Origin of the sequence: Acidovorax temperans (assembly GCF_028596105.1) — a bacterium.
In the GTDB taxonomy this organism is placed as follows: domain Bacteria; phylum Pseudomonadota; class Gammaproteobacteria; order Burkholderiales; family Burkholderiaceae_C; genus Acidovorax; species Acidovorax temperans.
On sequence record NZ_CP117193.1, the window covers coordinates 1,263,132 to 1,276,411 of the forward strand.

The 13,280-nt window shown below is 61.4% G+C and carries 14 protein-coding genes and 2 tRNA genes; 8 read left to right on the plus strand and 8 right to left on the minus strand.

What is annotated here, in order from left to right; genetic code table 11:
• Nucleotides 1-33 precede the first annotated feature (33 nt).
• The 8 genes from PQV96_RS05890 to PQV96_RS05925 all read left to right on the plus strand — a co-directional run bounded on the left by PQV96_RS05890 (nt 34) and on the right by PQV96_RS05925 (nt 7,702).
• A complete protein-coding gene (locus PQV96_RS05890; protein ID WP_273624811.1) occupies nt 34-1,011 on the plus strand; it encodes a Bug family tripartite tricarboxylate transporter substrate binding protein in 978 nt (325 codons plus the stop codon).
• A 50-nt stretch (nt 1,012-1,061) separates the two neighbouring features.
• Nucleotides 1,062-2,042 (plus strand): Bug family tripartite tricarboxylate transporter substrate binding protein, encoded by a 981-nt coding sequence (locus PQV96_RS05895; RefSeq protein WP_273624812.1) that lies wholly within the window; start codon nt 1,062-1,064, stop codon nt 2,040-2,042.
• 111 nt (nt 2,043-2,153) lie between these two features.
• Nucleotides 2,154-4,148, plus strand: a complete 1,995-nt coding sequence (gene uvrC / locus PQV96_RS05900) for an excinuclease ABC subunit UvrC (RefSeq protein ID WP_273624813.1) — start codon at nt 2,154-2,156, stop codon at nt 4,146-4,148.
• Nucleotides 4,149-4,346: 198 nt separating this feature from the next.
• Nucleotides 4,347-4,913, plus strand: a complete 567-nt coding sequence (pgsA, locus tag PQV96_RS05905) for a CDP-diacylglycerol--glycerol-3-phosphate 3-phosphatidyltransferase (protein WP_044396763.1) — start codon at nt 4,347-4,349, stop codon at nt 4,911-4,913.
• A gap of 315 nt (nt 4,914-5,228) precedes the next feature.
• Nucleotides 5,229-5,501 carry an HU family DNA-binding protein gene (locus PQV96_RS05910; protein WP_044396762.1) on the plus strand — a complete coding sequence of 91 codons (273 nt, stop codon included), beginning with the start codon at nt 5,229-5,231 and terminating at the stop codon, nt 5,499-5,501.
• Nucleotides 5,502-5,515: 14 nt separating this feature from the next.
• Nucleotides 5,516-5,591 (plus strand) — tRNA-Val (locus PQV96_RS05915).
• Between the two features lie 61 nt (nt 5,592-5,652).
• On the plus strand, nt 5,653-7,566 hold the full coding sequence (locus tag PQV96_RS05920) for a SurA N-terminal domain-containing protein (protein WP_207373230.1): 1,914 nt from the start codon (nt 5,653-5,655) through the stop codon (nt 7,564-7,566).
• Nucleotides 7,567-7,626: 60 nt separating this feature from the next.
• A tRNA-His gene (locus PQV96_RS05925) sits at nt 7,627-7,702 on the plus strand.
• A 633-nt stretch (nt 7,703-8,335) separates the two neighbouring features.
• Here the strand turns inward: PQV96_RS05925 and PQV96_RS05930 are convergent.
• The 8 genes from PQV96_RS05930 to PQV96_RS05965 all read right to left on the minus strand — a co-directional run bounded on the left by PQV96_RS05930 (nt 8,336) and on the right by PQV96_RS05965 (nt 13,277).
• On the minus strand, nt 8,336-9,214 hold the full coding sequence (locus PQV96_RS05930; RefSeq protein WP_207373229.1) for a hypothetical protein: 879 nt from the start codon (nt 9,212-9,214) through the stop codon (nt 8,336-8,338).
• Between the two features lie 3 nt (nt 9,215-9,217).
• Entirely contained in the window at nt 9,218-10,015 is a 798-nt protein-coding gene (locus PQV96_RS05935; protein ID WP_207373228.1) for a hypothetical protein, read from the minus strand.
• A gap of 3 nt (nt 10,016-10,018) precedes the next feature.
• Nucleotides 10,019-10,201, minus strand: coding sequence for a hypothetical protein (locus PQV96_RS05940; protein WP_207373227.1), 183 nt, complete (start codon nt 10,199-10,201; stop codon nt 10,019-10,021).
• 127 nt (nt 10,202-10,328) lie between these two features.
• Nucleotides 10,329-10,556: a hypothetical protein gene (locus PQV96_RS05945; RefSeq protein WP_207373226.1), complete on the minus strand. Its 228-nt coding sequence runs from the start codon at nt 10,554-10,556 to the stop codon at nt 10,329-10,331.
• A gap of 121 nt (nt 10,557-10,677) precedes the next feature.
• Nucleotides 10,678-11,718 (minus strand): IS630 family transposase, encoded by a 1,041-nt coding sequence (locus PQV96_RS05950; RefSeq protein ID WP_044395424.1) that lies wholly within the window; start codon nt 11,716-11,718, stop codon nt 10,678-10,680.
• A 31-nt stretch (nt 11,719-11,749) separates the two neighbouring features.
• A complete protein-coding gene (locus PQV96_RS05955; RefSeq protein ID WP_273624814.1) occupies nt 11,750-11,881 on the minus strand; it encodes a hypothetical protein in 132 nt (43 codons plus the stop codon).
• 513 nt (nt 11,882-12,394) lie between these two features.
• Nucleotides 12,395-12,826: a hypothetical protein gene (locus PQV96_RS05960; protein ID WP_207373225.1), complete on the minus strand. Its 432-nt coding sequence runs from the start codon at nt 12,824-12,826 to the stop codon at nt 12,395-12,397.
• A 139-nt stretch (nt 12,827-12,965) separates the two neighbouring features.
• Nucleotides 12,966-13,277: an HGGxSTG domain-containing protein gene (locus PQV96_RS05965; protein ID WP_337931718.1), complete on the minus strand. Its 312-nt coding sequence runs from the start codon at nt 13,275-13,277 to the stop codon at nt 12,966-12,968.
• Nucleotides 13,278-13,280 lie beyond the last annotated feature (3 nt).

The window sequence follows — 13,280 nt, forward strand, 5'->3', positions numbered from 1 at the left end:
TTTTTCCCACCCATAACACCAGGAGACAACGCCATGACTTTCCCCACTCTGTCACGCCGCATCTTCACAGCGGCCGTGCTGTGCTCTGCTGCTTTCACCGCGGGCGCGCAGGACAAATACCCTTCCAAGCCCATCACCCTGGTGGTGCCGCAGGCGGCTGGTGGTGCCAATGACGCGATTGCGCGGGTGGTGGCGCAAAAGCTGGGCGAGCAACTGGGCCAGAGCGTGATCGTGGAAAACCGCCCTGGCGCGGGTGGCACGCTGGCCACAGGCACCACGGCCCGCGCGCGCAACGACGGCTACACCCTGCTGCTGACGGCCGACAGCGCCCATGTGATTGGCCCCGCGCTGTACAAGAACCCCGGCTTTGATCCGGTGAAAGACTTTGCACCCGTGGCCCCGGTGGCCACAGCGGGCTATGTTCTGGTGGCGCACCCATCGTTCCCTGCCAACACCGTGGCCGAAATGGTGGCCCTGGCCAAGGCCAGCCCTGGCAAGTATTCGATTGCCTCGGCGGGCAATGGCACGCTGAACCACCTGATTGGCGAGATGCTGCAAAAGGCTGCCGGCATCCAGCTGCAACACATCCCCTACAAGGGCTCGGCCGCAGCCGCCACCGACGTGGTGGGCGGGCAGGTGCCGCTGTCGGTGCAAAGCCTGCCGTCGGCCATTGCGTTCATCAAGGCGGGCAAGCTCAAGGTGCTGGGCGTGGTCAACGAAAAGCGCGTGGCCGCGCTGCCCGATGCGCCCACGATTGGCGAAACCCTGAAAGGCTTTGGCCAGGCGCCCTGGTATGCGCTGTTTGCGCCCGCGGGCACGCCTGCCGCCATCGTGGCGCAGTTGCAAACCGAAGTGGCCCGCGCGCTGGAGCACAAGGACGTGGTCGAGAAACTGGCCACCGTGGGCTGCGAGCCCTTCAAGGGCACGGCGGCGCAGTTGGCGGCCCTGGTGCAGGCAGACCTGCCCAAGTGGAGCCTGGTGGTGAAAGACACCGGCGCCACGGTGGACTGAACCCTGCCGCACCACAGTCCCCCATTCACAACATCAACGACGGAGACCCCATGAAGCTACATCGCAAGCAATTCACCACCCTCGCCCTGGCGGCCCTGGCCACAGGCTTTCTGGGCAGCGCCACAGCGCAATCTGCCTACCCCAGCAAGACCGTGACCATGGTGGTGCCCACCGCCGCTGGCGGCACCACCGACCTGTCGGCCCGCATGCTGGCGCAGGCCCTGGGCCCCGTGCTGGGCCAGACGGTGGTGGTGGACAACAAGGGCGGTGGCAACGGCAACATTGCCGCCAGCATCGTCAAGCGCGCCGAGGCCGATGGCTACACGCTGCTGATGCAGTACTCGGGCTACCACGTCATCTCGCCCCACATCACCAAGCAAAAGCAGTGGGACCAGGGCGACTTCCAGCCTGTGGCCAACATCATCTCGGCCCCGCAGATCATCGTGGTACGGGCCGACCTGCCGGTGAAGACGCTGCCCGAGCTGATCGCCTACGCCAAGGCCAACCCCGGCAAGCTCAACTACGCCTCGTCGGGTAACGGCTCGCTGCAGCATGTGACCGGCGCCATGCTGGAGCAGCAGGGCGCCATCAAGATGGTGCACGTGCCCTACAAGGGCACGGGCCCCGCGCTGCAAGACCTGCTGGGCGGCCAGGTGGACCTGACCTTTGGCACTGCACCGCCGTTCATGCCCCACATCGCCAGCGGCAAGCTGCGCGTGCTGGCCGTGACGGGCAAGCAGCGCCTACCCAGCCTGCCGGATGTGCCGACCACGGCCGAGGCGGGCTACCCCAAGGTCGATGCCACTTCCTGGTTTGCGGTGTTTGCCCCAGCCGGCGTGCCCAAGGCCGTGGTGGACAAGCTGACAGCGGACATCCGCACCGTGGTGCAAAACCCCACCTTCCAGCAAAAGGCGCAGGAGCAGGGCGCCACGGCCGATTACCACACGCCCGCGCAGCTGGGTGACAAGGTGCGTGCTGACCTGGCCAACTGGGCCACGGTGGTGAAAACCTCGAAGATCGAGGCGGAATAAGCATCAAAATGGCTTGTGGCGCTTATCGGATAAGCGCGGCAAGCTATAAAAAAGATAGCTATAGCAATCACATCGCTGCTGTACCGTTGTGGCGCGGCCACAATATGCGGCATGTCTGATGTGCATTCCGAAGAACTCCTGGCCCAGGTGGCTGCGCTGCCTGCGCTGCCGGGCGTATACCGCTATTTCGACGCGCAGGATGCGCTGCTATACGTAGGCAAGGCGCTTAACCTCAAGCGCCGGGTGTCCAGCTACTTCCAGAAGAACCATGGCGGCACACGCATCGGTCACATGGTCAGCAAGATCGTGCGCATGGAGACCACGGTGGTGCGCTCCGAGGCCGAGGCATTGCTGCTAGAGAACAACCTCATCAAGACGTTGAATCCCAAGTTCAACATCCTGTTCCGCGACGACAAGAGCTACCCCTACCTCAAGATCACCGGCACGCCGGGCGCCCACACGCGCGGCGATGCGCCAGGGCAGGTCTTTCCGCGCATGGCGTACTACCGTGGGGCGGTGGACAAAAAGCACCGCTACTTTGGCCCGTACCCCAGCGCCTGGGCGGTGAAAGAAACCATCCAGCTGCTGCAAAAGGTCTTTCGGCTGCGCACCTGCGAAGACACGGTGTTTGCCAACCGCACCCGGCCCTGCCTGCTGTACCAGATCAAGCGCTGCACCGGGCCCTGCGTGGACTTGATTTCGCCGGAGGCCTATGCCGCCGACGTGCAGCATGCCGAGGCGCTGCTGCGCGGCGAAACGCAGGAGCTGTTGCAGGCGCTGGAGGCGCGCATGATGGCGCACTCCGACAAGCTCGAATTTGAGCAGGCGGCCGAGGTGCGCAACCAGATCCAGGCGCTGTCGCGCGTGCTGCACCAGCAGTCCATCGAGACGGTGGATGACAAGGATGTGGACATCCTCGCGGTGCGCGTGCAAGGCGGCCGCGCCTGCGTGAACCTTGCCATGGTGCGCGGCGGCCGCCACCTGGGGGACCGACCTTATTTCCCGGTGCATGTGGAAGACGCAGCAGCGGTGTTTGAGGAAGAGGGCGACGAGGCGCACGCCGAGAACAGCAGCAGGCCTGCCCGCCCGGTGGAGGCCCAGGTGCTGGAAGCCTTCATCGCCCAGCACTACATCGGCGTGCCCCCGCCGCCGGTGCTGGTGACCAGCGTGCCCGTGGACAAGGCGCTGATGGAGGCGTTGTCGGATCAGGCCGGCCTGCGCGTCAACGCCATCCACCAGCCGCGCGAGCAACGCCGCGCGTGGCTGGACATGGCGCAAAAGAACGCCGACTTGCAACTGGCACGCCTGTTGGCGGAAGAGGGCTCGCAGCAGGCCCGCACGCGGGCCCTGGCCGAGGCGCTGGATTTGCCGCCCGAAGACCTGGACCAGCTCACCATCGAGTGTTTCGACATCTCGCACACGGCCGGCGAATCTACGCAAGCGTCGTGTGTGGTGTTCCACCACCACAAGATGCAAAGCAGCGAATACCGCCGCTACAAGATCGAGGGCATCACCGGCGGCGACGACTATGCCGCCATGCGCCAGGTGCTCACACGCCGCTACAGCAAGGTGGTGGAGGCCCAGCGCGAAGAGGGCGGCATTGACTATGCGAAGTCTCCAGAGGCGCAAGCCGCAGCCCGGCCCAAGGGCCAGGCGCGCTTGCCCGACCTGGTGCTCATCGACGGCGGCAAGGGCCAGGTGGGGGTGGCGCGCGAGGTGTTCACCGCGCTGGGGCTGGACCTGACCCGCATCGTGGGTGTGGAGAAGGGTGAGGGCCGCAAGGTGGGTCTGGAAGAACTGGTGTTTGCCGATGGGCGCGAGAAGGTGTACCTGGGCAAGGACTCGGCCGCGCTGATGCTGGTCGCCCAGATCCGTGACGAGGCCCACCGCTTCGCCATCACCGGCATGCGCGCCGCGCGTGCCAAGGTGCGCGTGGGCGGAGGGCAGCTGGAAGAAATCCCCGGCATTGGCCCCAAGAAGCGCGCCCGCCTCCTGCAGCGCTTCGGTGGTGTGCGCGGCGTGGCGGCCGCCAGCGTGGAAGACATCGCCACGGTGGAAGGCATTTCGCGCGAGCTGGCGGAAGAGATTTACCGCGCCTTGCGCTAGGGTTGATTCTTCTGTCGTCGAGGCCGTGGCGCCGTCGCCACAGAGGGGTGGGCTGGTTCCGTCAGTGGCTTGGGCTATGCGCCTCCTGTGGATTTGCCCGCGTTGAGACTTTGACGCCCGCAGGCACCACCTTTGCAAAAAGCCAGCGCTCGCCAGAGATCACGCCCGGGACGTCGGGTGCATGACACAATTGCGCCCATGTTTTGGACTATCCCCACCCTGATGACTTGGACGCGCATTGTCGCGATACCTTTGATCGTGGGGGTGTTCTACGCACCCATCGATCCGGCCACCCGCAATCTCATCGCCACGGTGATGTTTGTGGTGTTTGCCGCCACCGATTGGCTGGACGGATTTCTGGCCCGCAAGCTCAACCAAACCTCGTCGTTTGGTGCGTTTCTGGATCCGGTCGCTGACAAGTTTCTGGTGTGCGCCTCCTTGCTTGTTTTGGTGCATTTGCAGCGCGCCGATGTGTTCGTGGCGCTCATCATCATTGGCCGTGAAATTGCGATCTCGGCCCTGCGCGAATGGATGGCCCAAATCGGCGCAAGCAAGAGTGTGGCCGTGCACATGATCGGCAAGGTCAAAACCACGGTGCAGATGCTGGCGATCCCCTTCCTGCTGTACGACGGGCGCTTGTTTGGCGTGATCGACACGGGCGTGTGGGGCACTTGGCTGATCTGGGCTTCGGCAGTACTCACTGTCTGGTCCATGGTTTACTACCTGCAAAAAGCCCTTCCTGAAATTCGCGCCCGGGTTCGCTGAGCGCGATCTGGCGCAGCTTCACAGTGTCTGGCCGGTGTCAATCGGTGAAGCCGCTCATGCGGCATGGGGGCGACAAAAACGCGCTGCATGCCCGGCGGGGCGCAGAAATGAGACTAGAATTCATCCAACGCCGCCGCAAAACGGCGTGTTGTATTGACACCCCGGAAGTCGATGGCTTTAATCTGACGCAGCAGACCCTGCTGCGTACCCCAGTCATTCCCCCGTCCTAAGCTAACGCTCTTGAGCGAAGCGCTTTGACGTGTGAAGGCCAGATACCCGAGACATTCCATCAACGCTATTCCCGAGAGGCTTCTTGTGAACAAAACCGAACTGATCGAGCACATCGCTAACAATGCCGACATCTCCAAGGCAGCCGCTGCACGCGCTCTGGAGTCGACCATTGAAGCCGTCAAGAAGACCCTGAAGAAGGGTGGCACTGTCTCTCTGGTTGGTTTTGGTACGTTCGCAGTGGGCAAGCGCGCAGCTCGCACAGGTCGCAATCCCCGTACCGGCGCTGCGATTAAAATCAAAGCTGCTAAAGTTCCGAAGTTCCGTCCAGGCAAAGCATTGAAAGATGCTGTGAACTGAAAATTGTTTTAGGCGGGTCCTTAGCTCAGTTGGTAGAGCGGCTCCTTTACACGGAGTAGGTCGGCGGTTCGAGACCGTCAGGACCCACCACCATACAAACAAAGGCGAACGAAAGTTCGCCTTTTGTTTTTGTCACTGAAAGATCGAGACCATGTTTGAAGCCATCCGCAAGCATTCCAAGATCGTGATGTTCTTGTTGTTCTTGCTGGTCATTCCTTCGTTTGTCCTGGTGGGTATCGACAGCAACTACTTCTCTGAAAAGAGCCCAGTGGTGGCGCGCGTTGATGGGCACAAGATCACGCAGGCGGACTGGGATAACGCCCACAGGGAAGAAACGGACCGCATCCGCGCCCAATCCCCCAATGTGGATCCCAAGCAGCTGGACACCCCCCAAGCGCGTTATGCCACGCTGGAGCGGCTGGTTCGTGACCGCGTGTTTGACGCGGCAGCGCAGAGCTCGCACCTGATCACCAGCGACGCTCGTCTGGCCCGTGCCCTTCAAGATATCCCAGCCATCGCCGCGTTGAAGCGTCCCGACGGCTCGCTCGATACCGAAGCCTATCGTTCATTGGTCGGCGCCCAAGGCCTGACACCTGAAGGGTTCGAAGCAAACGTCCGCCGCGAATTGTCGGTGAGCCAAGTGATGGGTGGCGTGATGAGTACGGCGTTCGCTACCGACGCTGCCGCCAAGCTGGCATTCGATTCGCTCTACCAGCGCCGCGAAATTCAAGTGGCTCGCTTCAATGCCACCGACTACGCGAAGCAGGTCAACCCTACCGAGGCGGACATCGAAGCCTTCTACAAGGCCAATGCCCAGCGTTTCCAGCAGCAGGAGCAAGCTGCCGTGGAATATGTCGTTCTCGACCTGGACAGCGTCCGCTCGGGCATCCGTGTGAACGAAGATGACCTGCGTACTTACTACAAGGAAAATCTGACGCGTCTGGCCGCGAAAGAAGAGCGCCGTGCCAGCCACATCTTGATCAACGCCGCTAAAGACGCACCGGCTGCTGACCGCGAGCAAGCCAAGGCACGTGCGCAAGAGTTGCTGGCGCAAGTGCGTAAGTCTCCAGCGTCATTTGCGGAGGTTGCCAAGAAGTCATCGCAGGACTCCGGGTCGGCGCCAGCGGGTGGAGATCTCAACTTCTTTGGCCGCGGTGCGATGGTGAAGCCTTTTGAAGATGCTGTATTTGCGATGAAAAAGGGTGAGATCAGCGACGTGGTGGAGTCCGATTTTGGATACCACATCATTTTGCTGACGGATATCAAGACACCACGCCAGCCTTCGTTTGAAGAACTGCGCCCCTCTTTGGAGGCTGAGCTCAAGCAGCAGCAAGCGCAGCGCAAGTTTGCTGAAGTGGCTGAGGCTTTCACCAACAGCGTGTACGAGCAACCAGACAGCCTCAAGCCTGTGGCTGACAGCCTGAAGCTCAAAATTCAGACGGCTGAAGGTGTCACGCGCGTTCCTGGTCCTGGCGCCAGTGGCCCGCTGGCCAACCCCAAGTTTTTGGAAGCATTGTTTGCCAACGATTCCGTGGAAGGTAAGCGCAACACCAGTGCGATCGAAGTCGGTCCAAGCCAGCTGGTGGCCGGGCGCATCTCGACTTACACCCCTACACGTACGCTTCCCCTGCAAGAGGTCAGCGATCGCGCACGTCTTTTGCTGATCGCAGAAAAGTCCGCAGAGTTGGCCCGCAAGGACGCAGAAGCCAAGAAGGCCGAGTGGACGGGCAATGCGGCACCTGCTGCAGGGCTGGGCCCGGCGGTAGTTGTGTCCCGCGATCAGACGCAGAACCTGCCCCGTGCTGTGGTGGATGCAGCCCTGCGTGCCTCGCCCGATAGTCTGCCTTCTTGGGTGAGTGCAGATCTGGGATCGCAGGGAACCGCAGTGGTGAAGGTTTTGCGGATCATTCCTCGCGAAGGGGTGGATGCCCAACAAGCTGCTCAGCAGCGCCAGCAGTTGCAGCAATGGTGGGCCACAGCCGAAGGGTTTGCATACTACGAAATGCTCAAAGAGCGGTTCAAGGTTCAAATCAAACCTACCCGGCCTCAGTCTTCCAGTATTTGATCTTTTAAGCGTCTTGAATTGAATTTAGTGCGGGAATTTAGGTTATAATTTATGTCTACGGTGGCTGTAGCTCAGTTGGTAGAGTCCAGGATTGTGATTCCTGTTGTCGTGGGTTCGAGCCCCATCAGCCACCCCAAGTAAACAAAGGAAACCCCGCTATCAATTTGGTAGCGGGGTTTTTTCTTTTCCGTCGCTTGTAGGCAATCTGTAGGCAACTTGCCCGAATGCCACCCAGCGCCAGCAGGCGGCGGGCACTTGTCCTGGTCTGGCTCGGGCGGGCCTGGGCACCAGTTTTGGTGCGGTCGTGACAGACGACCGCACCTCTGCGGGGGTTTGCTGGCGCTGCTCTTGCGGTCGGCCACCAGTCCGGCAAACACCGGACTGCGCAACTCGGGTCGCAACGGTTTCAACCGGCAACGTTGCCGCTCGATGGCCCGGCCAGTACCTTCCCCCTTCTTGGGCGTGCAGGCTGCTGCGCGGGCTTGCAGGCCCCTTGCCGGTGGGGTGGTGCTGCTCAGGCCCCTCACCAGTGCCAGCCGTCACCAAGGCACATGCCCGAAGTGAGGAAATTTCACTTCACCTCGCCCAAAAAAGAAAAAGCCCCACGGCGGGGGCTTGGGGTGGTGTGGATTTTTTTGAAACCCGCACCTCATGCGTTTCGAATACCCGGAAACAGGGGGGGGTGAGCGGCGGACTCACGATGCTTCACCGGGTGCAGCGCCAGGGTGTAACCATCGCCGTAACCATGCCTCACGCGGCCCAAGGTAGGTCATGCTGTTGGGTCGGCGCGGTCAGTTGCACTACGCGCTTGTCTCCCTTCGTCCGTCAGCGCGTTGGCTGTCCGGTGTCGCTTCTCTTTCTCGCGCATATGCCTTTCGCTCGCAGCTTCCCAGTCCGCCAGATTGCCATCAATCCAAGATTCAGGCGGTTTGAGTAGCACAACTTCGCTTTCGTATCTCCCATCGAAAAAGAGCGATATATCCTGTTTTGGCACATCTGCTGCCAGCACAAAAACTCGACCGGGCGGCCCACCATTGCAGGCGAACCAGCACGCCACGTCCCTATCAGTCGTCCATGAATACCCTGCTTGTGCTCTTTTCTTCGTCATATGAGATGCTCCGCGCCACACCCTCACGCTGTCAGGCAGGCATGGCGGTTTGGGGAAGTCGGCATAGCGGAACATTGCGGCTAGTCTGCGACGGGTACGCGCAGCCATGATTACGTAACGGTGCGCATGTGCCCAAGCATCGCCAAGATACGCCAGAAAAACATCGCTGGGCACCTTTGCTTTCCACATCGCATAAGCCACAACCCCGCTCTCGCAGGTCTCAAGCAAAGACAAAAGTACCTCTGCTGCCTCCAAATTGCCTGCGAACGCATTGCGAAGGTTCTCTCCGGCACTCGGCGTAACCAAGCCAGAGAGCACATGCGCCATGCTGCCAGGGCTTTGCCCGTGTACTGCCATCAACAGGCGGTTCGATTGTCTGCCCGCCCAATCTTTGCGCATTTCCAGAATTTCCCGCCAATCCAGCGCGGCAAGCTCATCGGGGCTAAATGAATTCAAATGCTCGTCTGGTGACGGCAGGCGCTCCATGTCGAAAGCGAGTTTGTCAGCTTGCTCTTTTTGCATCATTGGTTGTGTAACCATGCGTCAGTCCTGTCGGTTCAGCAGCAACTCAAGCTGCGCAGTTGGGTCGGGCGGTTGCGGTACGTGCGGGGCATCATCCAGCCCCGGCCCCTTTGGCCTTCGCCTGGGTCTGGTGGGTCGCGGCGCTGCCTCGCGCCTGCTGCTGGCGGCGTCGTCATCCTGCTCAATGTTGGCCCACCTCTCTTGCACCCCTTCAACATCCTGAACATCCTTCGCTGCGCTGTGCTGTAGATGGTTCTCTAGATGGTGTCCGTGTGGCGGAACAGGCGGAACCCCAAAAACACCCCGGATAGCTCCGTGTGGCGGAACAGTTGAAGCCCTCTCTGTTCCGTGGGGCGGTGCAATAGGGCGCTCTATGTGTCCGCGTGGCGGAACAAGGGATGCATTTTGCACGGGCTCTTTCAGCCGGTACGCGCCACGCTGGAACACCTCCACGGTGCCCACGTCATACCCTGGGTGCCGGTCGAGGGCTCGCCATGTCACTGCATACCGGGCGGCCTTGTTCGGTCGGCGTCCCTTCACCGTCTCGAAGATGAACCCGGCAGCCAGCAGCTCGCGCTTGGACTTGTCCAGCATGTCGCAAGACTTCCAACCCCGGCCCGCCATGTGGGCCCGTGACAGCAGTAGCCAGCCGTTGTTGTCCCGCGTGAACTGCCTCGCCACCTCCAGCAGCAGGGCACGGGCGTGCATGGACAGGCTGAGATATGCGGGGCTATCCAGCACGGCCCACGGCAGGGCCACGAACCCGCCAGCATCCCGGCCCGCATCGCCCCGGCGTAGCTTGTTGCGTCCGTTCGCCATGGCTCAGATGTTCGCAGGCAGCACCACGCGGCGGGCGGCGGCGCTGTGTGCGTCGGCCAGGTCATCCATCACGGCTTGAGCCTCGGCCATCGCTTCGCGGTTTGTCGGGTGCAGGCCCAGCAGCATTTCATTGACGCCAGCGTTACCAGATAGCGGGTCTTGGGTGTAAACGACTGCCTGCCACATCACTATTGATCCGGCAGGCTTTATTCGTAAACCTTGCTCGGGCTGAGGTGTCGAAGCCCCTCGACGGGCTCAAGTTGAACGGCATCTGGACTCTGCAATAAACCGTGCCGGATCAATACCTTGTCCATCATGCGGCCCCCGTTGTGGTGTTGCTCTCGTTGGTCAGGGCGTCATGGGCCAGGGCGCAGATGCCGCCGATGGTCCAGGTGTCGCCGTCAATGGTCATCCGGTCGTGTGCCTCAGTGGCGCAGCCGTCATCGATGGCCTTTTCCAGCGCAGCCAGTGCCAGGCGCAGGGCCTCGCGCAATGCGGCGGCCTCGCCCTGGGGGTGGGCGGTGTGGTGGGTGCTGCTCATGGGCAGCCCTCCGCTTGCAGTTGGCCGATGGATGCCAGGGCCTGCACCAGCTTGCGCCGGGCAGCGGTGAAGTTTCCGCGCTCGATGTAGTTGGATGCTATTGCTCCGGCCCCATGAAGTCTCAAGCGGCGGCATATTTGACGCGGGGATCCTGAAAGTAGCTCATCACCCGCTCGGGTGACTTCTCCAGCATGGCCATGTGTTCGTTGGCCGCATCGCGCAGTTTTGCCTTTGTTCTGACCGGGACCCGCTTGCCCATGGCCTGCTTGAGGTCGGCGTTCAAACGCTCTTCTGGGTTGAGTTCCGGGCTGTAGCTGGGCAGGTAGAACACCTCGATCTGTTCCTTTCTCTCTGCCAGCCACGCCTTGACCGGTTTGCTGTGATGTACACGCAGGTTGTCAAGGATCAGGAACACCTTCTTGCCCGCGTCCTTGATCAAGGCCTCCAGGAACTCAATCAACTTGTCGCTGTTGAAGGCCTCGTCAATGATCATCCAGCGTGCCTTGCCCCGGTTGGTCACCGTGGCGATCATCGACAGCTTCTGGCGTGTGCTGCCCACCGTGAACGCCACGGGTGTCTCACCTGCTGGTGCATAGCTCCTGCCGCGTACATCGGTGTTGACCAGTGCGGTCTCATCGCCCCAGTGGATTTCGCCGCCCTCAGCCTTGGCCTTGGCCTCGATGGCCGGGTAGTGTTCATCTAGCCAGGCCTTGACGGCTTCGGGGCGTTGTTCGTATGCCTTCTTGATGGGCTTTTGTGGGGTGAAACCCCAGCGTGCCAGGTATTTGCCCACGGTGCGCACACCCAATTTCAAGCCACATTCCTGTTCGATAAGCTGCATCACGGCGGCGCGACTCCACAGGAAGAAGTCCATCTTCAATTGCTCGGGACGTTTGTCGCAGATGGTCTTTTGGATGTGGACTTCTTGCTCGGGCGTGAGCAATCGGGCATCGCCTTTCGTGCGACCACGACCGGCTGGTTTGATGGCTGGCCAGCCGCCTTGCTCGAACAGATCAAGCACCTTGCGCACAGCCGGGTAGCTCAAGCCCGACATCTGCACCAGTTCCATGACTTTGATGCCCCGTTTGTGCAGTCGGATGACTTGCTTGCGCCGCTCGTGAAGCTGCTCCAGGGTTTGGTATCTCGCGTCTTCTTTGTCCATGCTGCTTCGAACGCGAAAATCAGCAGAAAGTTCAATCTTTATGGGGCCCGATCAATAGGTTTGCCGCATTGAAGGCGGCCAGAACGGCGGTCAGGTTGGCGGTGGGGATGGTGTCCGGGGTGGACGGGGCGGGCGCGGGTTTGCGCGCGGTGATTGCGGTCATGGTCTTGGCTCCTTCGGGAGTGGCAAGGAATCCACCGTTTGCGTGTGTAGCGCATAAGGTGGGCGGGGTGTTAGACACACGTCCGAAGCCGTGCCGCCGTCCTTGCGGATAGACGCACCCCGCCCGAAACCATGAGGGCGATGCGAGAGCACCAGCCCCAGAATTTGGGCGTGACAAAACCCCGCTTGTCGGTGGGGGTTGCTACCGCTTCGGATGTGGTGTGTCTAGCACCGGGCCTTTCGGCTTGATGCCAATGTAGCACAATCAACTCGCATGAAGACAGATGAACCGCCCTCTGAGCCAGCGCCCAACGACCTAAAAGCAGTGTGGAACTCACAGAATCAGAAGTCCGATACTTGTTCAAGCAGAACAATGCTGAGTCCGTCAGAAATCGCATCCTTGCGGCAGGAAGCGAAAGAGTCGATGGAGGTAATCGGGGACTACCTCAAGCATTTGCGCGCAATGAAGGCGCAGCGGCACTAGCAGCCCAGCAGCCCCCCCCTTCCTCACGCTTCACGCCGTGCGGGCACCCAGCGCCAGTAGGTGCGCCACCAGCCGGTCAAAGGCATCCTGCCAGCGCAGTACGCGGCTCACTGGTAGGTCTTCGGGACGTTGCGTTTTGGTGCGCGGTGGTGCTGCCGTGTCGCTGGCCTGCCACCCTCCAGCGTGCACCGGCTCGGGGTCATCGCTCAGGTGGTAGGGGTTGCACCGGCCCTTGCCCTGCATCTCCAGGCTCTTTGCCTGGGTGCAGTCCGCGCAGTAGCTCAGGCGGGTATTGAATGCCGGTTCGCCGTCAGCGGCCACGATGATGACCGGCTGGCTTCCCTTGTGGTTCTGCGCTGCTGCTGCGCTCTTGAGGTACAGCATCCAACTGCTGCGGTTGAAAAAGCACGGCGGCGGCGGCGGTGCCAGGTCATCCACAGCATCGGACAGGTTCAGTCGCATCTCTTTGCTTCGGGTTGGTTTGGCTGCCTAAATTTTAAGCAAAGCAGGATTCTCTGCTTAGGCTTTGTGCAGCCTGTAAACCCAGTGGCAACCCATCAGTGACCCATCAGTGACGCCAAAGTGATGTTTCCATATCCTCTCATGGGGTCGGGTTGCGCGGCCTGCCGCCCTTGGCCCCGTTGATGCGCGATTGCTCCCGGCCTGCATCGGTTTTCGGCCCGGTGGACATACCGCCATGAAGCTTGCAGCGCCCGGACTTGTAGAGCCCGGTCAGTTTGCATGGGGTGCCTGCCCGTGTCGTAGCACCGCATTGGAGCCCCAGCACTGCTTCGGGCTGGGTAGGCATTGGTGGGCGCGGCATTGGCCTTCCTGCGGCCTCCCATGCCCCATGTGCCCGCCAGTACGCATCAACGTAGTTGCGCCAGAGTCGGCGGCGTTCTGCATCGGTCATATC

What these genes read in the sequence shown, in the direction of transcription:
- PQV96_RS05890 (WP_273624811.1), top strand. Translation starts at nt 34, where the DNA reads ATGACTTTCCCCACTCTGTCACGCCGCATCTTCACAGCGGCCGTGCTG.
- PQV96_RS05895 (WP_273624812.1), top strand. Translation starts at nt 1,062, where the DNA reads ATGAAGCTACATCGCAAGCAATTCACCACCCTCGCCCTGGCGGCCCTG.
- uvrC (WP_273624813.1), top strand. Translation starts at nt 2,154, where the DNA reads ATGTCTGATGTGCATTCCGAAGAACTCCTGGCCCAGGTGGCTGCGCTG.
- pgsA (WP_044396763.1), top strand. Translation starts at nt 4,347, where the DNA reads ATGTTTTGGACTATCCCCACCCTGATGACTTGGACGCGCATTGTCGCG.
- PQV96_RS05920 (WP_207373230.1), top strand. Translation starts at nt 5,653, where the DNA reads ATGTTTGAAGCCATCCGCAAGCATTCCAAGATCGTGATGTTCTTGTTG.
- PQV96_RS05930 (WP_207373229.1), bottom strand. Translation starts at nt 9,214, where the DNA reads ATGGTTACACAACCAATGATGCAAAAAGAGCAAGCTGACAAACTCGCT.
- PQV96_RS05935 (WP_207373228.1), bottom strand. Translation starts at nt 10,015, where the DNA reads ATGGCGAACGGACGCAACAAGCTACGCCGGGGCGATGCGGGCCGGGAT.
- PQV96_RS05940 (WP_207373227.1), bottom strand. Translation starts at nt 10,201, where the DNA reads ATGTGGCAGGCAGTCGTTTACACCCAAGACCCGCTATCTGGTAACGCT.
- PQV96_RS05945 (WP_207373226.1), bottom strand. Translation starts at nt 10,556, where the DNA reads ATGAGCAGCACCCACCACACCGCCCACCCCCAGGGCGAGGCCGCCGCA.
- PQV96_RS05950 (WP_044395424.1), bottom strand. Translation starts at nt 11,718, where the DNA reads ATGGACAAAGAAGACGCGAGATACCAAACCCTGGAGCAGCTTCACGAG.
- PQV96_RS05955 (WP_273624814.1), bottom strand. Translation starts at nt 11,881, where the DNA reads ATGACCGCAATCACCGCGCGCAAACCCGCGCCCGCCCCGTCCACCCCG.
- PQV96_RS05960 (WP_207373225.1), bottom strand. Translation starts at nt 12,826, where the DNA reads ATGCGACTGAACCTGTCCGATGCTGTGGATGACCTGGCACCGCCGCCG.
- PQV96_RS05965 (WP_337931718.1), bottom strand. Translation starts at nt 13,277, where the DNA reads ATGACCGATGCAGAACGCCGCCGACTCTGGCGCAACTACGTTGATGCG.